Annotated in this window: 18 protein-coding genes; 12 read left to right on the forward strand and 6 right to left on the reverse strand. The window is 73.2% G+C overall.

The window, feature by feature from the left end; translation table 11 throughout:
• Positions 1–92: 92 nt before the first annotated feature.
• The 4 genes from HF526_RS31265 to HF526_RS31280 all read right to left on the reverse strand — a co-directional run bounded on the left by HF526_RS31265 (position 93) and on the right by HF526_RS31280 (position 6,042).
• On the reverse strand, positions 93–1,328 hold the full coding sequence (locus tag HF526_RS31265) for an MFS transporter (protein ID WP_169385257.1): 1,236 nt from the start codon (positions 1,326–1,328) through the stop codon (positions 93–95).
• 31 nt (positions 1,329–1,359) lie between these two features.
• The gene (locus HF526_RS31270; RefSeq protein ID WP_338051884.1) at positions 1,360–3,516 is read right to left on the reverse strand and encodes a malate synthase G; all 2,157 of its coding nucleotides are present in this window, start codon (positions 3,514–3,516) and stop codon (positions 1,360–1,362) included.
• 363 nt (positions 3,517–3,879) lie between these two features.
• Complete coding sequence (locus tag HF526_RS34845; protein WP_211178083.1) at positions 3,880–4,647, reverse strand: HNH endonuclease signature motif containing protein; 768 nt, start codon at positions 4,645–4,647, stop codon at positions 3,880–3,882.
• Between the two features lie 210 nt (positions 4,648–4,857).
• Positions 4,858–6,042 carry a lipase family protein gene (locus HF526_RS31280; protein ID WP_338051885.1) on the reverse strand — a complete coding sequence of 395 codons (1,185 nt, stop codon included), beginning with the start codon at positions 6,040–6,042 and terminating at the stop codon, positions 4,858–4,860.
• Positions 6,043–6,170: 128 nt separating this feature from the next.
• Here HF526_RS31280 and HF526_RS31285 point away from each other — a divergent pair, with 128 nt between their 5' ends.
• A complete protein-coding gene (locus HF526_RS31285) occupies positions 6,171–7,475 on the forward strand; it encodes a patatin-like phospholipase family protein (RefSeq protein ID WP_169385259.1) in 1,305 nt (434 codons plus the stop codon).
• 18 nt (positions 7,476–7,493) lie between these two features.
• Here HF526_RS31285 and HF526_RS31290 read toward each other — a convergent pair whose 3' ends face one another.
• A complete protein-coding gene (locus tag HF526_RS31290; RefSeq protein WP_169385260.1) occupies positions 7,494–8,369 on the reverse strand; it encodes a LysR family transcriptional regulator in 876 nt (291 codons plus the stop codon).
• A 131-nt stretch (positions 8,370–8,500) separates the two neighbouring features.
• Here HF526_RS31290 and HF526_RS31295 point away from each other — a divergent pair, with 131 nt between their 5' ends.
• From HF526_RS31295 to HF526_RS37185, 11 genes are all read left to right on the forward strand, one after another.
• Positions 8,501–9,427 carry a dihydrodipicolinate synthase family protein gene (locus HF526_RS31295; RefSeq protein ID WP_169385261.1) on the forward strand — a complete coding sequence of 309 codons (927 nt, stop codon included), beginning with the start codon at positions 8,501–8,503 and terminating at the stop codon, positions 9,425–9,427.
• Positions 9,420–11,171 carry an oxidoreductase gene (locus HF526_RS31300; RefSeq protein ID WP_169385262.1) on the forward strand — a complete coding sequence of 584 codons (1,752 nt, stop codon included), beginning with the start codon at positions 9,420–9,422 and terminating at the stop codon, positions 11,169–11,171. Before HF526_RS31295 ends, HF526_RS31300 begins: the two co-directional genes overlap by 8 nt.
• Before the next feature lie 54 nt (positions 11,172–11,225).
• Complete coding sequence (locus tag HF526_RS31305) at positions 11,226–12,866, forward strand: GMC family oxidoreductase (RefSeq protein WP_169385263.1); 1,641 nt, start codon at positions 11,226–11,228, stop codon at positions 12,864–12,866.
• A complete protein-coding gene (locus HF526_RS31310; RefSeq protein ID WP_169385264.1) occupies positions 12,863–13,312 on the forward strand; it encodes a hypothetical protein in 450 nt (149 codons plus the stop codon). Before HF526_RS31305 ends, HF526_RS31310 begins: the two co-directional genes overlap by 4 nt.
• Positions 13,309–14,634 (forward strand): MFS transporter, encoded by a 1,326-nt coding sequence (locus HF526_RS31315; protein WP_169385265.1) that lies wholly within the window; start codon positions 13,309–13,311, stop codon positions 14,632–14,634. The genes HF526_RS31310 and HF526_RS31315 overlap by 4 nt, the downstream gene beginning before the upstream one ends.
• Positions 14,631–15,404, forward strand: a complete 774-nt coding sequence (locus HF526_RS31320) for an SDR family NAD(P)-dependent oxidoreductase (protein ID WP_169385266.1) — start codon at positions 14,631–14,633, stop codon at positions 15,402–15,404. Before HF526_RS31315 ends, HF526_RS31320 begins: the two co-directional genes overlap by 4 nt.
• Positions 15,401–16,150: an SDR family NAD(P)-dependent oxidoreductase gene (locus tag HF526_RS31325; RefSeq protein ID WP_169385267.1), complete on the forward strand. Its 750-nt coding sequence runs from the start codon at positions 15,401–15,403 to the stop codon at positions 16,148–16,150. Before HF526_RS31320 ends, HF526_RS31325 begins: the two co-directional genes overlap by 4 nt.
• A gap of 85 nt (positions 16,151–16,235) precedes the next feature.
• Positions 16,236–17,690, forward strand: coding sequence for an FAD-linked oxidase C-terminal domain-containing protein (locus HF526_RS31330; RefSeq protein WP_169385268.1), 1,455 nt, complete (start codon positions 16,236–16,238; stop codon positions 17,688–17,690).
• Positions 17,687–18,853, forward strand: coding sequence for an FAD-binding protein (locus HF526_RS31335; RefSeq protein ID WP_169385269.1), 1,167 nt, complete (start codon positions 17,687–17,689; stop codon positions 18,851–18,853). Before HF526_RS31330 ends, HF526_RS31335 begins: the two co-directional genes overlap by 4 nt.
• A 7-nt stretch (positions 18,854–18,860) precedes the next feature.
• On the forward strand, positions 18,861–20,225 hold the full coding sequence (locus tag HF526_RS31340) for a heterodisulfide reductase-related iron-sulfur binding cluster (protein WP_169385270.1): 1,365 nt from the start codon (positions 18,861–18,863) through the stop codon (positions 20,223–20,225).
• A gap of 143 nt (positions 20,226–20,368) precedes the next feature.
• Positions 20,369–21,400, forward strand: a complete 1,032-nt coding sequence (locus HF526_RS37185; RefSeq protein WP_338051886.1) for a DUF4186 family protein — start codon at positions 20,369–20,371, stop codon at positions 21,398–21,400.
• Between the two features lie 10 nt (positions 21,401–21,410).
• On the opposite strand, the gene HF526_RS31355 is transcribed toward HF526_RS37185, so the two are convergent.
• Positions 21,411–21,864: thiamine-phosphate kinase (locus HF526_RS31355; RefSeq protein ID WP_420821672.1), on the reverse strand; the 454-nt coding region annotated here is incomplete at its 5' end.

Raw genomic sequence — 21,864 nt, forward strand, 5'->3', positions numbered from 1 at the left:
GGGCGGGGTCGGGCCGGGCACGGGGAGCCACCGGCGTCGACGAGATCGATTCTATCGGGCCGAACGAACCGGCCGCCCATTTCCGCGCCGTTTCAGCCTCGGTCGAGACCGGCTTCACGCTTCCGCGCACCGGCCGCCGCCGGTCCGGGCGTGCCCTCGCGTCCCGCGATGGTGACGAGAACGAGGCTGACCAGCGCCAGCACGGCCATCCCGCCGAGCAGGACCGGGTAGCTCGCGAACCCGCTGAGCGCGGCGAGCAGCACCGGGAACAGGAATCCGATGTAGGTCAGTCCGTAGTAGACGGCGGTGAGTCCGGCGAGGTCGTCGGTGCGGGCCATCCGCTGTACCTCGAGCAGCCCGGACACCAGTGAGATGCCGAAGCCGGCCCCGAGCACAACGGCCGTGACCGGGGCCAGCTCCAGCGAGCCCAGCGCGGCGGTGCCCGCGGCCAGCGCCGTGCCGGCGACGACGAGCGAGAGCCCGAGCCGCGCGCCCAGGGTGCGCGAGCGGCGGTCCAGCCGGCGGGCGAACGACTGGATGCCCACGCCCGAGGCCAGCGTCAGCGCCGTCAGCAACGTGGCGAAGACCAGCCCGTAACCGGCGGTGCGGGCGCCGAGTGCCGCGGGCTGGACCGCGAAGGAGATCGACGGCGCGCCGAACACCCACGGCGCCATCGGGACCACGACCCGCAGGAACCGGCGCTGCCCCGCGGCGGGCACCGCGAGGTCCGACCACAGCGAGCCGGACGGCGCACCGGCCGACCCCCGGGTCTCCGGCGTCCGCAGCAACCAGACGATCACCGGCAGGGTGATGGCGATGTGCACCAGGTAGGGCAGTTCCATCGGCAGCGGGGCCCACTGGGCCAGCACGCCGCCGATCGCCGGGCCGACGCCGAAACCGGCCGTCAGCGACAGCGCTGCGCGCCGGGCGCCCGAGCCCTCGTCGGCCTCCGGGTCCCACGGCGGCTGGGACAGCTCCTTCACCCAGGTCGTGCCCACCGCCATCGCGACACCGGTGACGACACCGAACAGGAACCGTCCGGTGTAGAGCGCCGCCTCGGAGACGGCGCCGGCGGCGAGCACCGCGCTGGCCGGCACCGACACGATCAGGCACGGCAGCAGCAGCCGGCGGCGTCCCCAGCGGTCCGAGGCCGGGCCGCCGATGAGCAGGCCGGGCGCGAGCCCGGCGACGTAGACGCCGAAGAACGCGGCGACGGTGACCGGCGAGTAATGGCTCTGCTCGCGGTACATGACCATGAGTGGGCTGAACTGGTTCGCCCCGTAGCCGATGACGAACAGCACCGCTGCCACGCGCACCCACGGCTTCATCCACCCTCCGATCGCCCGGCACCGGTTTCGATCAGTGAGCGGCCTTCGCCTTCCGCCGCCAGCTGGTCAGCGCCCGCTCGGTGTAGCCGTTGGGCTCCTGCCGGCCGGAGAAGACCAGGTCCAGGGCGGCCTGGAACGACTCGCTGCCCTCGAGGTCCTTGCTCATCGGCCGGTAGCCCGGCTCGTCGGCGTTCTGGTCGTCGACCAGCGCGGCCATCCGGGCGAACGTCTCGCGCACGGTCTGCTCGTCGACGAGGCCGTGGTGCAGCCAGTTGGCGATGAGCTGGCTGGAGATCCGCAGCGTGGCGCGGTCCTCCATCAGCCCGACGCCCTCCAGGTCGGGCACGGTCGAGCACCCGATGCCCAGCCCGACCCAGCGCACGACGTAACCCAGGATCGACTGCGCGTTGGTCTCCAGCTCGTGGCGCTTCTCCTCGGCGGTGAGCGCCGCCGCCGCGTCCGCGGACAGCACCGGCACCTCGAGCAGCTTGCGCCGGTCGGTCAGCGGGCGCTTCGCCAGCTCCTCCTGCCGGTCCTTGACGTTGGTGCGCAGGTAGTGCAGCGCGTGCAGGGTGGCCGCGGTCGGCGACGGCACCCACGCAGTGTTCGCCCCGGCCCGCGGCTGCGCGATCTTCTGCTCGAGCATGTCCGCCATGGCCGCGGGCTTGGCCCACATGCCCTTGCCGATCTGCGCGGTGCCGCGGAAGCCGGCGCGCAGCGCGACGTCGACATTGCGGTCCTCGTAGGCGCCCAGCCAGGTCGTCGCCTTCATGTCGTTCTTGCGCACCACCGGGCCGGCCAGGAAGCAGGTGTGGATCTCGTCGCCGGTGCGGTCGAGGAAGCCGGTGTTGACGAAGATGACCCGGTCGGCGGCGGCCGCGATGGCGGCCTCCAGGTTGACCGTGGTGCGCTTCTCCTCGTCCATGATCCCGATCTTGAGCGTGCGCGGCTCCAACCCCAGCGCCCGCTCGACCTCGGCGAACACCTCGACGGTGAGCGCGACCTCGTCCGGGCCGTGCTGCTTGGGCTTGACGATGTAGACGCTGCCGGTGCGCGAGTTGGAGTACCGGCCCTGCCCACGCAGGTCGTAGAGGGCGGCGGTGGCCGAGACGAGCGCGTCGAGCAGGCCTTCGGCGATCTCGGTGCCGTCGGCGGTGCGCACCGCGTTCGTGGTCATGTGGTGGCCCACGTTGCGGACCAGCAGCAACGAGCGGCCGGGCAGCGTGAGCGGGTTGCCGTCGGCGCCGGTGTACTCCCGGTCTCCGTGCACCCGGCGCAGGATCGTCTCCCCACCCTTCTCGAACTCCGAGGAGAGCTCCCCGGTCATCAGGCCGAGCCAGGTGCGGTAGGCCTCGACCTTGTCCGGGCCGTCGACGGTGGCGACGGAGTCCTCCAGGTCGACGATCGTGGTGACCGCCGCCTCCAGGATCACGTCGGCGACCCCGGCGTGGTGCTGGCGACCCACCCGGTGCTCGGGGTTGATCACGATCTCCACGTGCAACCCGTTGCGGCGCAACAGGATCGCGCTACCGTCTCGGTAGCCGGCGAACTGCGCCGAGTCGGCCAGCCCGGTCGTGCCGCCCGCGGTCTCGGCGACGAGCGCGCCGTCGCCGACGGAGTACGCGGTGACATCGGCATGGCTGCCGGTCTCGAGCGGGAACAGCTCGTCGAGCAGCCGGTCGGCCTCCGCGATGACCTGGGCGCCGCGCTCCTCGTCGTACCCGGGCGCGAGCTCGCGATCGAGCGGGAGCGCGTCGGTGCCGTAGAGCGCGTCGTAGAGCGAGCCCCAGCGCGCGTTGGCGGCGTTGAGCGCGTAGCGCGGGACGGTCGCGGGGACGACGAGTTGCGAGCCTGCCACCTCCGCGATCTCGCGGTCCACATTCGACACGTCGATGTGCACCTCGGCCTGCGGCAGCAGGTAGCCGATCTCGGTGAGGAACGCCTCGTAGGCGTCCACGCCCCCGGCACCGTGCTGCGCGTGCCAGCTGTCGATGCGCTCCTGCAGCTCGTCCCGGCGGGCGAGCAGTTCACCGATGCGGCCCGCGAACCGCTGCTGCAGGCCCGCCAGCGTCGACCAGAACGCCTCCGGGCTGATACCCAGGCCCGCCAGCAGCTCATCGGCCACGAACGCCCGCAGCGTGGGGTCGACCTGCAGGTCACCGGTATCGGTCGCCTGATCCGTGCTCACCGTCTCCACCATCCTCGATCGCCGTCGTTCGCAGCTCTTTTTCTACCAGACGGATCTAGCTTTCCGCATTACGGAACTATCTCGGTAGGTGCGGATCCCCACGGCCGCCGTACCCGTTTCCCGTGCCGGACAGTCGCCAGATCCCCAGGTGAGAGCCCTCGAAGGACGAAGCGGCAGCCGGCCGAGCACCCGTGCCGGGCCCGGACCCCGTGACACCGCCCGTGACGCATCCAACGGCGACGACCTCGCGCGCCGCGAGAGCCGCGGCTGCCCGAGCGCGCCACCGCCGCCCCGGGGACGCCCGCGACTTGCAGACCCGGACACCCGACAGATCCGCCGGCTCCGCAGCCGGGCGACACCCGCTCATGCGCGGGCGATGAGGTCGGTGCGGTGCAGCGGGTTGCGCCGCGGCCCGCCCGGTATCCAGGGTGGAGGATGGAAGATCGGGAAGCCCTGGCCGAGGCTGACGGCCCATTCCCCGGAATGGATCAGGGTGTGGTGCCGCGGGCAGAGCAGCACCAGGTTGTGCAGCGCGGTGACCCCGCCGTCGGCCCAGTGGAGAATGTGGTGCGCGTCGAAGCCCGCCCCGCGGGGCACCAGCGCGAACCGGGTCCGTGTCGGGTCCCCGTCGCGCGGGCGCGGCCCGTCCGGATCCAGCCTGGCCAGCGCGGCCCCGCCCAGCCTGCGCACCGCGTCGAGGTCCAGGGCCCGGGCGAACCCGGCCAACTCGGCCTCCAACCCCGCCCGGTGCCCCTCCAGATGCGCCGGCAACCCGGCCAGCGTGTCCTGAATCGCCCGCACATGCTCGGCCGAGACCGCCCCCTCGGCCACCGCCTGTGCGGTCACCGGCAACCCCGCCGCCCGCACCGCCCCCGACACCCCGCGGGCCGCCAGCACATCGCGCGCCGCGCGCACCCGCGCCGCGGCCGTCGACCGGGTCACGTTCTGGGCCTCACGCAACAGATCGGCCACGCCCCCGTAGCCACGCCGCTCGGCCAACCCCCGGTCCTGCACCTCACGGACGAACCCCAGCATCCGCGCCCACGTCGTATTCAACTCCGTCTGCAGCGCACCGAGCCCGGCCAGCAACTCCGCATCGGAGGCCTGCCACAACTCGGTCGACCGGTCCACCGGTGACGGCGAAGGGCGCGGGCCGCACGCACACCCGGGCCGGCCGGCCTCGACGACGTCGGGTGGGGCACGGCACAGTCGGCCTCGCCGCTGCCTCCGGCAGTCGACGGCAACGGCCATGGCAGCGGGGCGGTGCGTGGCGTCGGTCGAGTGAACGCCTCGGGACCGAGCGGGTGTGCGCGCCCGGCGAGAGCGGAGCCCGCCGGCTTGCTACCCGCAGTTGCTCGGCGCGGGCCGCCCCGCGAACCGGTCGGCGAGCCAGCCGACCACCGGCGGGCCGCCCAGGGCCGCGCCGGTCACGTGCTCGGTGCCGGGCAGCTCGAGGTAGTGCACCGTGGCGCCCCGAGCGCACCAGTCGGAGCGCAGCCCGCGGCCCTGCACCACGGGGATCAGCTCGTCGGCACCGCCGTGATAGACGAGCGCCGGGAACCCCGGCGCCACCGAGCCCACGCTGTTCTCGGCAAGCCGGGCGCGCACGTCGTCGCGGGCCAGCGGGTCTGGCACCGCACTGAGGCCCCGCACGGTGTAGGGCGCACCCCTCGCGATGATCTGCCCGACGCACTCGTGGCGGATCTCGTCGTAGACCGCCTGCCCGGCCGGGGTGAACAGGTCGCGCAGTTTCAGGTCCGGGTAGGCCGCGTCGAAGCCGACCGTCGCGGCGATGATCAGTCCGGTGGCGAGCGGCGAGTTCGAACCGCTGGCGAACACGGCGGCCAGGTCGGCAGGCACGCCGCCTGCCGCGACCCCGCGGATGTTCAGCTCGGGTGCGTACTCCCCCGCCTGTTCGGCGGCCATCGCCGCCGCCCCGCCGCCCTGCGAGTACCCCCAGATCCCGACCGGCGCGTGCGCCGAGAGCCCGGCACCGGGGACCGCCATCGCGGCACGCACGGCGTCGAGCACGGCGTGCCCCTCGGAGCGGGCGACGACGTAGGTGTGGTCGCCCGGCGTGCCGAGACCCTCGTAGTCGGTGACGACGACGGCCCAGCCGCGGGCCAGCGCCTGCTGCATCAGGCCGAGCTCCTGCTCGGTGCCGGCTGCGAGCTCCGCGGACGGCGCGCACTGGTCGCCGAGTCCGTGGGTGCCGATCGCGTAGCTGACCACCGGACGCTCACCGGGGCCGGTCCAGTCGCCGGGCGGCAGCAGCAGCGTGCCGGACACGGTGTCGGGCGCGTCGGTCGCCGAGGTCGAGCGGTAGTGCAGCGACCAGGCCCGGCCGGACAGGGGCACCCCCGGCGCGAGGAAGGCCGTCGTCGGTTCGGCGGCGACCAGTGATCCGGGCCCGGCCTCGGCGGCCGGAGCGGCCGTTGCCGGGGTGGCCCCACCGGCGAGCGCCAGGATCAGCGCGATCGCGGCGGCGAGGACGAGCGAGAACCGGAGCGATTCGCGGAAGCCCACACTCGTTCAACCGCCAGGGCCGCCGAAAGTTACTGATCAGTTCTGGTCGGCCCGCGATCCGGCCGTTGAACGCACGGCCTCCTGTTGGGGGCGTGTGCAGCACGGCAACCGGGGTACGGTCGGCCGGCATGAGCAGCCCGACCCGGGCGGACCACGCCGGCACCCCGAGACGCGTTGCGATCGCCTGCCAGGGCGGGGGCAGCCACACCGCATTCACCGCCGGCGCGCTGAAACGGTTGCTGCTCGCCGAGGAGATCCGCCGGTACCAGGTGGCGGGGCTGAGCGGCACCTCCGGCGGCGCGGTGTGCGCCCTCCTGGCCTGGTACGCCCTCCTCGACGACGACCGGGACCGGGCCGCGCGGCTTCTGGAGCGGTTCTGGTCGGACAACTCCGCCACCGAGCCGTGGGAGCAACTGGCCAACGTCGGCCTGATGTGGGCGAGCACGCTGCAGGAACTCGGGGTCCTGCCCGTGATCAGCCCGTACGACACCCCGGCGTCGGTCGTGGCGATGGACGAGTTCCGGCAACTCCTGGAGCGGCAGGTCGATTTCGCCCAGCTCGGTCTCGATGCGGCCGCGCGGCACCCGCTGCTGCTCATCGGGGCCGTCGATGTGCTCTCCGGCGAGTTCCGGACGTTCAACAGCCGCCGGGACCGGATCACCGCCGACACGGTGCTCGCGTCCGCGGCGATCCCGACCCTCTTCCGCGCGGTGCGGGTGGACGGCGGAACCTACTGGGACGGGTTGTTCTCGCAGAATCCCCCGGTCCGCGAACTGATCGACACCGCGCCCGACGAGCTGTGGGTCATCCAGATCAACCCCCAGGAGCAACCGCTCGAACCCACGACGGTCATCGAGATCGCCGACCGCCGCAACGAGTTGTCCGGCAACCTCTCGCTCTACCAGGAACTGCATTTCATCGAGAAGATCGACCAGCTGCTCGACGAGGGCCTGCTCGCCTCCGGTGGCCGATACAAGCAGATCGTCGTGCGCGTCATCGCGCTGCCCCGCACCCCGCTGACCGAGCAGCTCGGAACGGCGTCGAAGCTCGACCGCGACCCGGCGTTCATCCGCGCGCTGATGACCCTCGGTGAACAGCAGGCGGACGCCTTCCTGGCCGGGCTCGCGTTCGAGCAGGTGTGGGCCGGCCGGGACGCCGAGGCGGTGGTCGGGTCGTTCGCCGAGGACGCGGAGTTGGTGTCCTCGGCCCCGTTCCCGCGGCAGGGCCGCTACCGCGGCACCGAGCAGCTACGCCGGTTCGTGGACGACGTCCTGTGCGGTGAGCTGCAGCTCGACCCGACCCGCAAGCAGGTCGCCCGGGAGCAGGTCATCTGGACCGTCCGGGGGCGGGGCGACCACGCGGCCGCCCTGGAGGGGCGCGCCGTGGCCCGGTTCCGGGACGGGCAGGTCACCGGTCTGTGGTTGGGCGCATGATGCGGCCGCCGGGGCGGCTCAGTCCCGCGACTGCGGGCGGGTCCGGCCGGCGACCGCCACGAAGTCCGCCACGAGCGGGTGCGGGGCGGTCCGCGGCCAGGCCAGCGTGATCGGCACCAGCGGGGCGTCGGCGATCAGCCGGTAGCGGATCGCGGGGTGGCTGTAGAGCCGCCCGGTGGAGGCGGGCGTGAGGCCGATGCCGCGGCCGGCGGCGATCGCCTCCATCCACTCGTCGACGTTGCGCACCCGCACCACGGTGCCCGGGCGGCGGCCGGTGTCCCACAGGTCGAGCGACGTCGTGCCGGACACGACGTTGATCACCACGATCTCGTTCTCGAGGTCGCGCAGCATCACCTCGTCGCGGCCGGCGAGCGGGTGGTCGGCAGGCAGCGCCGCGACGCGTGGTTCCTCGGCGAGCACCAGGGTGCCCAGCCGGGGATCGTCCGGGTCCCCGGGCAGGAAACCGACGTGGGTGCGGCCGTCGGCCAGCCCGGCGACGGTGTCGTCGTAGCGCCGGATGTCGACCACGACACCCGGGTTGTCCTGCTCGAACGCCCGCACGATCGGCGCCGTGTACTCCGCGGTCGAGCCCCAGGTGAACCCGACCCGCAGCGCCGGCACCTCCCCGCCGGCCACGCCCACCGCCTCCTCGACGACGGCGAGCGCCCGATGCGCGTGCGGCAGGAAGCGCACACCCGCGGCCGTGAGCTGGACCGTGCGCCGGTTGCGCCAGATCAGGCCGGCACCGACCAGGCGTTCCAGTGCCGCGATCGTGCGGCTGAGGGCGGGCTGGGTGATCTGCAGTCGCTCCGCGGCGCGGGTGAAGCTGCGCTCCTCGGCGACGGCCACGAACGCACGCAGGTGGCGCAGTTCCACGGTGCGCTCAGCCGTCATACGTGTGATGCCTCCTGTGCATAAGAGGTGCCAGATTGGCATTTCCGTCACCCATTCGTCGAGCCGTAACTTTCCCGCAATCCCCGAAGGACCTCCCAGGAACCGACGACGCCCCGAGGAAGGAACCGACGATGGTGCAGCTCCGCGGCGTGATCCCGGCCCATCTGCTCCCGTTCACCGCCGATCTGGAGATCGACGAGCCCAACCTGCGCCGGCACCTGCGGGCGCTGCTCGACGTCGAGGGCGTCGCCGGCATCACCACCAACGCGCACGCCTCCGAGGTCGCCACGCTGACCGCCGACGAGCAGCGCCGCCAGCTCGACATCGTGCTCGACGAGGTCGCCGGCAGAGTCCCGGTGATCTGCGGGGTGTACCAGGACGGTTCGGCCAAGGCCGCGCGCATCGCCGCGGACGCCGAGCGGGCCGGCGCGGACGCGCTGCTGGTGTTCCCGTCGGTGGTGTTCGAGGGCGGGTCGCAGGCCCGCCCGGAGATGGCGTTCGGCCACTACGCCGAGATCGCCGCCGCCACCAGCCTGCCGATGATCGCCTTCGTCTACCCGGCGACGTCCGGGCTGCGGCTGGGCACCGACGCGATCGTGCGGATCTGCTCGGAGATCGACAACGTGGTCGCGATCAAGGAGTGGTCGAACGACATCGTCGCCTACGAGCGCAACCTGCGGGCGCTGCGCGCGCTGGACAAGCCGGTCTCGGTGCTGTCCAGCTTCTCCCGCTCGCTGCTGGCCTCGCTGGTGGCCGGCGCGGACGGGATCCTGTCCGGGCACGGCAGCGTCGTGGTCGACCTGCACGTGGAGCTGTTCCGGGCCGTGGAGAAGCAGGACCTGGCCCAGGCCCGGCGGGTGTGGGACCGGATCCAGCCCTTCGCCGAGGCCTGCTACGCCGACCCGTTCCTCGACGGGCACAACCGGATGAAGGTCGCCCTGGAACTGCTCGGCCGCATCGACGCAGCGCACGTGCGGCCGCCGTTGCAGGCCGTCACCGACGCCGAGCGCGACCGGCTGCGGGCCGCGGTGGAACAGGCCGGGTTGCCGAATGCCTGAGCTCTTCGACCCCATCGAGATCGGCGGGGTCCGGCTGCGCAACCGCACGCTGCTGCCGTCGATGACCACCCGCCTGGCCGACGACGTCGGGCACGTCACCGACGCGACCATCGCCTACTACCGGGCCCGCGCCGAGGGCGGCGTCGGCCTGGTCACCGTCGAGATGGCCTCCCCGGAGATCGCGGGCAAGCACCGCTTCCGCGAGCTGGGCATCTACGACGACACGTTCCTGCCCGGGCTGCGCCGGCTAGTCGCCGTGCTGCACGAGGCGGGCGCCCGCGCCTCGATCCAGCTCGGGCACGGCGGCAGCCGGGCGCGCGGCGCGGTCTCCGGGGTCACCCCGGTGGCGCCCTCGGCGGTGCCGACGCCGGTGTTCGAGATCGAGCACGAGATCGCCGTGCCCGAGGCGATGTCCCCGGCCCGGATGCGCGAGACGCAGGACGCCTACGTCGCCGCCGCGCGCCGGGCCCGGCAGGCCGGCTTCGACGTCGTCGAACTGCACGGCGCGCACGGCTACCTGATCTCGCAGTTCCTGTCGCCGTACGAGAACACCCGCACCGACGACTACGGCGGCTCCCTTGAGAACCGGGCCCGGTTCGGGCTGGAGATCCTGCGCCGGATCAAGGCCGAGGTCGCCGGCCTGCCGGTGATCTTCCGGATCGGGGTGGAGGACTTCTTCCCCGGCGGGCTCACCGCCGACGAGGGCATGCAGGTCGGGCAGTGGGCCGAGCGCGACGGCGCGGACGCGGTCAGCGTCACGGCCGGGCACTACCGGTCGCTGCCCGCCGCCGAGCGGATGATCCCGCCGATGGCCTACCCGGCGGCCACGTTCCTGGAGTACGCGGCCCGGATGAAGCAGCACGTGTCCGTCCCGGTGATCGGCGTCGGGCGGCTCGGCGACCCCGAGCTCGCGGCCCGCGCGGTGGCCACCGGGCAGCTCGACGTGGTCGCGCTGGGCCGGCCACTGATCGCCGACCCGCAGTGGGTGGTCAAGGCCCGGGCCGGTGAACCGGTGCGGCGCTGCCTGGCCTGCAACCACTGCATCACCAACATGCGCTCGGGCGCGCAGCTGTCCTGTGTGGTCAACCCGGCCACCGGACGCGAGGACGACTACGCCGGCGCCACCGCGCCGACCGGCCGGCGGATCGTCGTGCTCGGCGCGGGCCCGGCCGGGCTGTCGTACGCGTCGCTGGTGGCGCCGGGCAACGACGTCACCGTGATCGACCGGGCCGACCGGCCCGGCGGCGCGTTCCGGCTCACCGGGCTGGCACCGCGGTTCAACGACGTCGCCGCGGCCGAACCCACCTTCGTCGCCTACATCGACGAGCTCGAGCGCGACTGCCGGCGCAAGGGAGTGCGGTTCCGGTTCGGCGCCGAGGCGACCCGGGAGGACCTGCACGACGCCGACGTCGTGGTCGTCGCGACCGGCGCGCACTACCGGCTCGGCCTCGGCGCGGTGGTCCCCCGGCTGCTGCACACCCGCGCCGCCCGCACCACCCTCGCCGCCCGGCTGTTCGCCTCGACCCGGGTGCGTGACTGGCTCTACTACCGGCTCCGCGCCGGCCGCGGCGCCGACCTGGCCCGCAGCCTCCCGATCGGCGCCACCACCGAGGTGGTCGTGATCGGCGACGCGGCCCGGGCCGGCAAGGCCCGCGAGGCCATCACCAGCGCCTTCGACGCCGCGCTGACCCCGACGCCACTGCGCGCCGCGGCTCATCGCTCCCCGGCCGCGCCACAGCACTGACCCGCGGCGCACCAGCTCTCCCACCACGGTCCCGACAACTCTGGATGGTGCTCAATGGGCAACGATGCCACTGCTGCACGACGACTCCCCGAGGTGGCCGACGTCGTCATCGTCGGCGCCGGCCCCTCCGGCGCGATCGCCGCCAAGGCGTTGACCGAAGCCGGCATGTCCGTGGTCTGCCTCGAGCAGGGTGACTGGCCGGACTACTCCACCGCCCGCTCCGCAGAACCCGACTTCGAACTCTCCGCCGGAAACGAGTGGTCGCAACTCCCGAACGTCCGCCGCGGCGTCGGGGACTACCCGATCGACGAGGCCGACTCCGACATCAGCGCGCTGATCTGGAACGGGGTGGGCGGGAGCACCGTGCTCTACGCCGCCCAGTGGATGCGCAACATGCCGTCGGACTTCCGGGTCCGGTCCCTGGACGGGGTCGCCGACGACTGGCCGCTGACCTACGAGGACCTGGTGCCGTTCTACTCGCGGGTCGAGCAGGACTTCGGCGTCTCCGGCCTGAACGGCGACCCGGCCTTCCCGGGCGCAGACACCTACCCCATGCCGCCGGTGCCGATCGGCAAGGCGGGCCACCGGGTCGCGGCCGGCCACAACAAGCTCGGCTGGCACTGGTGGCCCGGGTCCAACGCGATCGCCACCCGCAACCACGGGCACCTGAAGCCGTGCCAGCAGCGCGGGACATGCCTCTGGGGGTGCGTGGACGGCGCGAAGGGCTCGGCGGACATCACGCACTGGCCCGACACCATCGCCGGCGGCGCGCATCTCGTGACCCGCGCGACCGTCTCCACGGTCGAGACCGACGCCGCGGGCCGCGCCACGGGCGTCGTCTACTTCGACGCCGAGGGGGTCGAGCGGCGGCAGCGCGGGCAGATCGTGATCCTGGCCGCCAACGGGGTGGGGACGCCGCGGCTGCTGCTCCTGTCGACCGGCAAGAACCATCCCGACGGGCTGGCGAACTCGTCCGGGCTCGTCGGGAAGCGGCTGATGATGCACCCGTTCGGATCGGTCGTCGGGATCTTCGACGACCCGCTGGAGGCGGCGCAGGGCGCCTACGGGCAGCTGCTGTACTCGCTGGAGTTCTACGAGACCGACGAGTCCCGCGGCTTCCTGCGCGGCGCCAAGTGGAACCTCATGCCCACCGGTGGGCCGCTGGCCATGACCCGGCCCTTCCCCTGGGGCGGCGCCGACTTCTGGGGCGAGCGGTTCCACAGCACGGTCCGCGAACGGCTGGGCCACTCCGCGGTCTGGGGGATCATCACCGAGGACCTGCCCTACGAGACCAACCACGTGACGCTGAGCGCCGACGCGGTCGACGAGTACGGCACCCCGGCGCCGAAGATCACCTACCAGACGTCGGAGAACAGCAGGCGGCTGCTCGACTTCAACCTCGCGCGGGCCCGGGAGTCGTTGGAGGCCGCCGGGGCGTCGCAGGTCGTCATCGCACCGCAGATCCGGGAGACCGGCTGGCACCTGCTCGGCACCACCAAGATGGGCGACGACCCGACGACCTCCGTGGTGGACGGCTACGGCCGGTGCCACGACGTGCCCAACCTCTTCATCCTCGACGGCAGCACCTGGCCGACGTCCTCGGGCATGAACCCGACCGCGACGATCGCCGCGATGGCGCTGCGCAACGTCGAACACATGATCGCGAAGCGCGCCAACCAGGAGGTGCCGGCATGACCGCGACGACCGAAACCGTGTGGACCGCCGACGAGCAGGCGCTGCTCGGCACCCTCGCCGACATGGTGGTCCCCCGCGACGAGCCGATGCCGTCGGCCACCGACGTGGACGTGCACACCGCCGGGGTGGACGCGGTGGCGGCGCTGCGGCCCGACCTCGTCGAGCCGGTGCGGGCGCTGCTCGACCGGGTGCGCGAGCGGGCACCACAGGACCTCGCGGAGCTCATGGCCGATCACCCGGCCGAGTTCCGCGCGCTGGCCGAACTCGTCGCCGGGGCCTACTTCCTGGAGCCACGGGTGGCCGGTCTGCTCGGCTACCGGGCCCGCCGGGCGCTGCCCCTCGGCGACCTGGCGCAGCAGAGCAACGAGCTGGTCGATCTCGTCGCGCCGGTCGTCGCCCGCGGGAACCGCTGGCGCACCACGGACGGGGATGGGGTGCAGTCGTGAGCGACACGCCGGTGAGCGCCCCACCGGCGCCGCCGGGCACCCGGCGGCAGAGCACGAAGGTCGCCTTCGCGAGCCTCATCGGCACCACCGTGGAGTGGTACGACTTCTACATCTACGGCACCGCCGCGGCCCTGGTGTTCCCCAAGCTGTTCTTCCCGGACTTCTCCCCCGGCGCCGGCCTGCTCGCCGCCTTGTCGACCTACGCGGTCGGGTTCGCCGCCCGCCCACTGGGCGGGATGGTGTTCGGGCACTACGGCGACCGGGCCGGCCGCAAGAAGATGCTGGTCATCTCGCTGCTGGCGATGGGCCTGGCGACACTGGGGATGGGTCTGGTGCCCGGCTACGCGCAGATCGGCATCCTCGCCCCGATCATCGTCGTCGCGCTGCGGTTCGTGCAGGGCGTCGCGGTCGGAGGCGAATGGGGCGGCGCCGTGCTGATGGCGGTCGAGCACGCCCCGCCGGGCAGGCGTGGGTTCTACGGGTCGTGGCCGCAGATCGGCAGCCCGCTCGGGCTGGTGCTGTCCACCGCGGCGTTCTCCGCGGTCGGCGTGCTACCCGACGACGCGTTCCTGTCCTGGGGCTGGCGGGTGCCGTTCCTGCTCAGCTCGATCCTGATCGTCGTGGGCCTGGTCGTCCGGCTGCGGCTCATCGAGTCGCCGGTCTTCGCCCAACTCGAGGCCGATGGCGGCACCGCGCGGATGCCGGTCAAGGACGCGATCACCCGGCACGGCGGCAGCGTGCTCGGCGCGGCCGGCGCGTTCATCATCATCAACACCGTCTTCTACCTGGTCACGGTGCTCGGTCTGTCCTGGGCGACCTCGCACCTGGGCGTCCCGCGGGGCACGTTCCTCGGCGCCGTGCTGGTCGCCGCCGTGATCATGTGCTTCACGGTGCCGCTGTTCGGTGCGCTCTCGGACAAGCTCGGCCGGCGACCGGTGTTCGCGGCCGGGGCGATCCTCGTCGCGCTGTTCGCCTTCCCGCTGTTCGCCCTGATCGAGACGATGTCGACGCCGCTGCTGTTCCTCGGCGTCATCGTGATCATGGGGCTGGGCCACCCGCTGATGTACGGGCCGCAGGCCGCGCTGTACTCGGAGATGTTTCCGCCGGCCGTGCGCTACTCCGGCGCGTCGCTGGGCTACCAGATCGGGGGCATGCTCGGCGGGCTCGTACCGCTCGTGGCCAGCGCGCTACTGATCCGCTACGACAACGCGTCCTGGCCGATGGCCGGGCTGCTCGCGGTCATCGCGGTGATCAGCTTGCTGTCGCTGCTCACGATCCGCGCCCGGTACGCTGACGCCCCCACGAGGGAGACCACCGCATGAGCTCACGCGTGCTCGAAGGGAAGACTGCAGCCGTCACCGGGGCAGCCCGCGGTATCGGTCAGGCCATCGCGACCGCACTGGCCGCGGCCGGCGCCACCGTCGCCGTGATCGACAAGGACGCCGGGGGCGCCCGCGTCGCCGCGGAGAAGCTCGGCGGCCCGGCCGTTCCGGCCGACCTCACCGATGCCGCCGAGGTCGAGCGGGCGCTGACCGAGGTGGTCGACGCGCTGGGTGCCCCCGACGTGTTCGTCAACAACGCCGGCATCCTGCGCGCCGGCGACCTGGTCAGCTCCGCCGTAGACGACTGGGACGCCCAGTTCGCCGTCAACACCCGCGCGGCGTACCTGTCGGTGCGGGCCGCGGCCGGGCACATGCGGGCCCGAGCTGCCGGCGGGTCGATCGTCGTGGTGACGTCGAACTGCGCCCGCACCCCGCGGATGGACCTCGGCGCGTACTGCGCGTCCAAGGCCGCAACCGACATGATGGCCCGATGCCTGGCCCTGGAGCTGGCCGACGAGGGCATCCGGGTCAACACGCTGTGCCCCGGCTCCTGCGACACCGAACTGCAGCGCGAGCAGTGGCGGCGACTCGGAATCGGCCCGGAACGCCAGATCAACGGCGACCTGGCGAAGTTCCGTACCGGGATCCCGATGGGCCGGCTCACCACCCCCGAGGACGTCGCCGACCTGGCGGTCGTGCTCGCGTCCGACGCGTCGCGGTTCGTCACCGGGCAGTCCTGGCACGTCGACGGCGGGCAGACGCTGCCATGAACGAGTTCGCAGGCCGGTCGGCCATCGTCACCGGGGGTGCGTCGGGCATCGGGCTGGCGACGGCCCGGTTGCTCGCCGCCCGGGGCGCACGCGTCGCTGTGCTCGACCTCGACCCGACGGGTGTGCCGGACCCGCTCGTCGGCGTGCGCTCCGATGTCACGGACAACGCCTCGGTGACATCGGCCGTCGCCGAGGTCGTCGAGCGGTTCGGCGGGCTCGACGTGCTGGTGAACAACGCCGGAATCGGCGCGGCCGGCACCGTCGAGGCGAACGGGCTCGACGAGTGGCACCGGGTGCTCGACGTCAACCTGCTCGGGCTGGTGCGGGTCACCCGGGCCGCGCTGCCCGCGCTGCGCCGCTCGGACGCGGCGGCGATCGTCAACGTCTGCTCGATCGTCGCGACGGCCGGGCTGCCGGACCGGGCGCTGTACTCGGCGAGCAAGGGCGCGGTGCTGTCGCTCACCCGCGCGATGGCCGTCGACCACGTCGGGGAGGGGATCCGCGTGAACTGTGTCAACCCCGGGACCGTCGACACGCCGTGGATCGGACGGCTGCTCGGTGCCGCCGACGACCCCGCTGCCGAACTCGCCGCGCTGCAGGCCCGGCAACCGACCGGACGACTGGTCGCGATGGACGAGGTCGCGCACGCGATCGCCTACCTCGCGAGCCCACATGCGGCGTCCGTGACCGGCACCGACGTGGCTGTCGACGGCGGTATGTACGGCCTACGGGTCAGGCAGCGCTGACACATGGGCGCCCGATCAGCGGGAGCGCCGACGGGGAGCGCAGGCTACGTTTGCCCGCAGCGGCGAGCGAGGAGGAGGTCGGCCGATGGCACTGGACGAGGGCGTCCGGCGCGCGTTCGCGCGCGCGATCGGTGCAGAGAACGTGATCGACGATCCGGTGCGCTGCAGGGCCTATGAATGCGACGGTCTCACCGGCTACCGCGTCACTCCGGACCTGGTGCTGCTCCCCCGCGACGCCGAGGCGGTCGCCGCGGCCGTGCGGGTGTGCGCGCAGCACAAGGTCCCGTTCGTCGCCCGCGGCGCCGGGACCGGGCTGTCCGGCGGCGCGCTGCCGGTGGCCGACGGCGTGGTGATCTCGCTGTCCCGGCTCAAGCGGGTGCTGGAGATCGACCCGGTGAACCGGCGCGCGGTGTTGGAGCCGGGCGTGACCAACCTGGAGATCACCGCCGCGGCCGCACCGCACGGGCTCTACTACGCGCCCGACCCGTCCAGCCAGCAGGTCTGCACGATCGGCGGCAACGTCGCGGAGAACTCCGGCGGGGCGCACTGCCTCAAGTACGGCTTCACGACCAACCACGTGCTGTCCATGGAGGTCGTGCTGCCCGACGGGTCGCTGGTCACCCTGGGCGGCGACTCGGCCGAGCAACTGGGCCCCGACCTGCGTGGGGTGTTCCTCGGCTCCGAGGGCACGCTCGGCGTCACCACCAAGATCACCGTGCGGCTGCTGCGCACGCCCGAGACGGTCCGTACGCTGCTCGCCGACTTCCCGTCGGTGAGCGCCGCGGGTGACGTCGTCAGCGACATCGTGGCCGCGGGCATCGTGCCGGCCGCGGTGGAGATGATGGACACGCTCGCCATCGAGGCCGCCGAGGAGGCGGTGCACGCCGGCTACACCGTCGGTGTCCCGGCCGCGCTGGTCGTCGAGCTCGACGGCCCGGCCGAGGAGTGCGACGTCCAGTTCGAGCAGGTCAAGGCGATCTGCGACAAGCACGGCTGCACCCGGCTGCACATCGCCGGCTCCCCGGAGGAGCGCGCGGCGATCTGGCGGGGGCGCAAGGCCGCGTTCGCGGCGGTCGGGCGCATCTCCCCCGACTACTTCGTGCAGGACGGGGTCGTCCCGCGCACCCGGCTGGCCGAGGTGCTCGACCGGATAGCCGGCATGGGCCGCGACGCCGGGCTGCGGGTCGCCAACGTCTTCCACGCCGGCGACGGCAACCTGCACCCGCTGGTGCTCTACAGCGCCGCCGCCGGGGAGACCGAGCGCGCCGAGAAGCTGTCCGGCGAGATCGCCGAGCTGTGTGTGGAGCTGGGCGGGTCGCTGTCCGGCGAGCACGGCATCGGCACCGACAAGGCGTGCTCGATGCCGAAGATGTTCGGCGGGGACGACCTGGCGGTCATGCACCGCGTCCGCGACGCGTTCGACCCCGACGGCCTGTGCAACCCCGGCAAGGTGCTGCCCACGCCGCGGCTGTGCGGCGAACGCCCCGGCAAGTACCGACCCCACCCGCTGGAGGAGTCTGGAGTGATCGAGCGCCTGTGACTGCCCCTGCGCCCACCACCCTGCGCCCGACCGACCTGAGATCGACCCGCGAGGCGATCCTCGACTCCGCCGGCGTGCTCGCGATCGCCGGCGCCGGCACCGCCGCCGACTGGGGCGGTGAGCTGCGCCCCGTCGACGCGGTGCTCGACACCACCGGCCTCACCGGGGTGATCACCCACAACCCGGGCGACATGACCGTCTCGGTGAACGCCGGCACGCCACTGCGCGAGCTCATCTGCGAGCTCGCCCCGCACGGACAGCACGTGTCCTTCGACGCCGCCCGCGTCGCCGGCGGCGCGACCGTCGGCGGGCTCGTCGCGACAGCCGACGCCGGCCCGTCCGCGCTAGTCTACGGCTCGCTGCGGGACCTGGTCATCGGGGCCACCGTGGTGCTGGCCGACGGCACCGTCGCCCGCACCGGCGGCCACGTGATCAAGAACGTGGCCGGCTACGACATCGCCAAGCTGATCCACGGCTCCTACGGCACACTCGGTGTGCTCGTCGAGGTCGTGCTGCGACTGCACCCGGTGCCGAGGCGGACCGCGACGGTGGCGCTGGACTGCCCGCTCACCGAGGCCGCCGAGCACGCCCGCCGGGTCCTCGACGGCCCCTACGAGCCGGTCGCGCTGGAGTGGCGGTCGGACTCCGACGGTTCCGGCTCGGGCCCCGCCGCCACCGAGGCCGGTCGGCTGCTGGTCCGGGTCGAGGGCACCGAGGACGCGCTGGGTGGGCGCGTGCAGCGGCTGCGCGAGGCGCTCGGCTCCGTCGCCGTCGAGGCCGAGGACGAGGAGTGGGCCGCGCACGCCGCGCGGGTCCGCGGCGGAACCGGCCGCGCGGTGCTGCGGATCGGGGCACTGCCCTCGGCACTGCCGGGCCTGCTCGCCGCACTGCCCGGTGCGGCGACGCCGGACGCCGCGCTGACCGTCGGCCTGGGCACCGGTGTGGCCACCGCTGCGCTGCCCGCGGACGCCGGCGCGATCGAGAGCGCCCACAACGCGGTGCACGCCGCGGGGGGCACCTCGGTGCTGCGTGCCCGGCCCGCCGGATTCGGCGGCCCAGCCTGGGGCCCGCCGCCGTCCGCGCTCGCCGTACTGACATCCGTGAAGACCGCGCTCGACCCGGACGGCCGGCTCGGCCCCGGCCGCTTCTACCCCTGGATGTGATTCTGCAGTGACGACCCCCGCCGGATCCCCCGAGACGAAGCTGCCGCAGACCGGGCCCAGTTCCTTCGACGCGCACCACCCGCCTGCCCGCGAACTGCTCGACGACTGCGTGCACTGCGGGTTCTGCCTGCCCACCTGCCCCACCTACCAGCTGTGGGGCGAGGAGATGGACTCCCCGCGCGGCCGGATCTACCTGATGGACCTGGCCGAGAAGGGCGAGATCAGTCTGGACGGGCCGTTCACCGAGCACATCGACGCGTGCCTGGGCTGCATGGCGTGCGTGACGGCGTGCCCGTCGGGCGTGCAGTACGACAAGCTGCTGGAGTCGGTGCGCCCGCAGATCGAGCGCAATGTGCCCCGGGAGAAGTCGGACAAACTGTTCCGCGACGCGATCTTCGCGCTGTTCCCGTACCGGCGGCGGCTGCGCGCCGCGGCCGTGCCGGGGGCGCTGTACCAGAAGCTGCGGGTCACGTCGCTCGGGCAGCGAGTGCTGCCGAAGATCCTCGGCAAGCTCCCGGCCCGGCTGGCGGCCACCGAGTCGCTGCTTCCGCCGGTGCGGCTCAAGGACGCGTTCGCCCGGCTGCCGGTGCACACCCCGGCCGTGGGCGAGCGCCGGGCGCGGGTCGCGTTGCTGTCCGGTTGCGTGCAGGACGTGTTCTTCCACCGGGTCAACGAGGCGACGATCCGGGTGCTCGCGGCCGAGGGCTGCGACGTGGTCGTCCCGCGCGACCAGCAGTGCTGTGGCGCGCTGGAACTGCACGCCGGCCGCGAGCCGAGCGCGATCGAGCGGGCCAAGAAGACGATCGCCCGGTTCGACATCCTGAACGTCGACACGATCGTCACCAACGTCGCGGGCTGCGGCTCGTCGATGAAGGACTACGCCCACCTGCTCGCCGACGACCCGCAGTGGGCTGCGCGCGCCGCGCGGTTCAGCGCCCGGGTCCGCGACGTCCACGAGGTGCTGGCCGATCTCGAGCCGCGCGCGCCCCGCCACCCCGTCCGCGGCCGCGTCGCCTACCACGACGCGTGCCACCTGGGACATGCACAGCAGGTCCGCGACCAGCCGCGCGCGGTGCTGCGCAGCATCCCGGAGCTGGAGCTCGTCGACATCCCCGAGGCCGCGCTGTGCTGCGGTTCCGCGGGCATCTACAACATGGTGGCGCCGGAGGCGGCGGCCGAGCTCGGTGCCCGCAAGGCGGCCAACGTGCGGTCGGTGAACCCGGACATCATCGTCACCGCGAACCCGGGCTGCCTGCTGCAGATCGGCAAGCAGCTCTCCGGGAGCGAGCCGGACCGCGCCGCCGTGCCGCTGCTGCACCCGGTCCAGGTGCTCGACGCCTCGATCCGGGGGACGGCCGTCCCCCGGGCCTGAGCACCTCGCCGACGGGTTCAGCACCCGCCCCCGCGCGGCGCCCCTGTTTGCCACGAACGGCACTTTCGTTCAATAGGTTCGACCGAGCGTGCCGTTCGTGACAACCGTGCACCCGGGGCTCACGCCAGGGCACCGAGCGCGGGTTGCGCGCCGATCGCGGCGAGCCGCTCGGCACGACCCAGTACTCACTGACCTGGCTCTCCACCGCCGGCACGCTGCTGTTGATCGCCGGCGTACTCACGGTGTTCGTGCTCGGGGTCGGCGCCGGCCGGGCGGTGCGGATCTACGGCCGCACCGTGTACGAGCTGCGCTGGGCGATCCTCACCGTCGCCGCGGTGCTCGCCCTGGCCTACGTGATGAACGCGTCCGCCCAGACCACCGCGATCGGGCTGGCCGTCGCCGCGGCCGGTGCGGCCCTCGCGTTCGTGTCGCCGGTCATGGGCTGGTTCGGCGTCGCCGTGACCGGATCCGACACCTCCGCCAACGCCCTGTTCGGTGCACTGCAGGTGACCGCCGCCCAGAGCACCGGCCTCCCACCCGTACTGCTCGCCGCGGCCAACTCCTCCGGCGGCGTCCTCGGCAAGATGCTCTCGCCGCAGAACCTCGCGATCGCCGCGGCGGCGGTGAAGGCTCGAGGGCCAGGAAGGTGCACTGCTGCGCAAGGTGATCGGCTGGAGCCTGGGGCTTCTGCTGGTGCTCGCGGTCCTCATCGCGCTGCAGGCGACGCCGGTACTGGGCTGGATGCTGCCCTGACGTCCGGAAGGGCCGGCACCCCGCCGGCGTTGTACCGGGCGATGAACGACATGACCGCGCTCGACGCCCGGCTGCGCCGCATCGGCCGGCATCCGTTCCGGGCGAAGTTCCGGCTGCGCGGCCGGGACCGGGCGGTGGTGGACCTGCGCGGGATCGCCACGGTCCGGCGGCACGCAGAGGACCTGATCGGCACCCGGCTCGCCCCGGCGCAGCCCCGCAACGACGGCAGACAGACGCCCTACCGCGGGCATCCGGTGTTCGTCGCCCAGCACGCGACAGCGACCTGCTGTCGCACCTGCCTGGAGCGCTGGCACGGGATCCCGGCCGGCCACGAGCTCGACGTGGCCCAACGCCGCTACGTGGTCGAGGCCATCTGCCGCTGGATCGAGGGCCAGTACGCCCCCGACGCCCCGCCGCCGTGACCACCGTGCGTCACCGGGCGAAGTGGTCCCAGCCCGCCGGGCCCTCGTAGGGCCGCCCGTCCACCAGTACGCGCGGTGTCGACGTCTCCCGGACCGCGCCGATCGCCGTCCAGCCTTCGGGGAGCGCGACATCCCGCGGGAACGTCGCCGCCAGGGCGTGATCCTCGCCGCCGGTGAGCATCCAGTGCCGCGGATCGGCGCCGAGCGCGGACGCCACCTCGCTCAGCCGCTGCGGCACCTCCAGCGCCGCGGTCCGCACGTCGATCAGCACCCCGGAGGCCTCCGCGAGGTGGCCGAGATCGGCCATCAGCCCGTCGGAGACATCGATCATCGACGTGGCCCCGGCGACGGCGGCCTGCGGCCCGGCGGCGTAGGGCGGCTCGGGCACCCGGTGCGCGCCGACCACGGCCACCGGCGAGCGGAATCCGCGGGACAGCACGGCAAGCCCGGCAGCCGCCCAGCCC

Source organism: Pseudonocardia acidicola (assembly GCF_012911935.1).
Classification (GTDB): domain Bacteria; phylum Actinomycetota; class Actinomycetes; order Mycobacteriales; family Pseudonocardiaceae; genus Pseudonocardia; species Pseudonocardia acidicola.

Excerpts from the sequence above, each read along its gene's own strand:
- HF526_RS31320 (WP_169385266.1), top strand. The coding sequence starts at position 14,631 with ATGAGCTCACGCGTGCTCGAAGGGAAGACTGCAGCCGTCACCGGGGCA.
- HF526_RS31295 (WP_169385261.1), top strand. The coding sequence starts at position 8,501 with ATGGTGCAGCTCCGCGGCGTGATCCCGGCCCATCTGCTCCCGTTCACC.
- HF526_RS31305 (WP_169385263.1), top strand. The coding sequence starts at position 11,226 with ATGGGCAACGATGCCACTGCTGCACGACGACTCCCCGAGGTGGCCGAC.
- HF526_RS31300 (WP_169385262.1), top strand. The coding sequence starts at position 9,420 with ATGCCTGAGCTCTTCGACCCCATCGAGATCGGCGGGGTCCGGCTGCGC.
- HF526_RS31290 (WP_169385260.1), bottom strand. The coding sequence starts at position 8,369 with ATGACGGCTGAGCGCACCGTGGAACTGCGCCACCTGCGTGCGTTCGTG.
- HF526_RS31285 (WP_169385259.1), top strand. The coding sequence starts at position 6,171 with ATGAGCAGCCCGACCCGGGCGGACCACGCCGGCACCCCGAGACGCGTT.
- HF526_RS31265 (WP_169385257.1), bottom strand. The coding sequence starts at position 1,328 with ATGAAGCCGTGGGTGCGCGTGGCAGCGGTGCTGTTCGTCATCGGCTAC.
- HF526_RS31325 (WP_169385267.1), top strand. The coding sequence starts at position 15,401 with ATGAACGAGTTCGCAGGCCGGTCGGCCATCGTCACCGGGGGTGCGTCG.
- HF526_RS31330 (WP_169385268.1), top strand. The coding sequence starts at position 16,236 with ATGGCACTGGACGAGGGCGTCCGGCGCGCGTTCGCGCGCGCGATCGGT.
- HF526_RS31310 (WP_169385264.1), top strand. The coding sequence starts at position 12,863 with ATGACCGCGACGACCGAAACCGTGTGGACCGCCGACGAGCAGGCGCTG.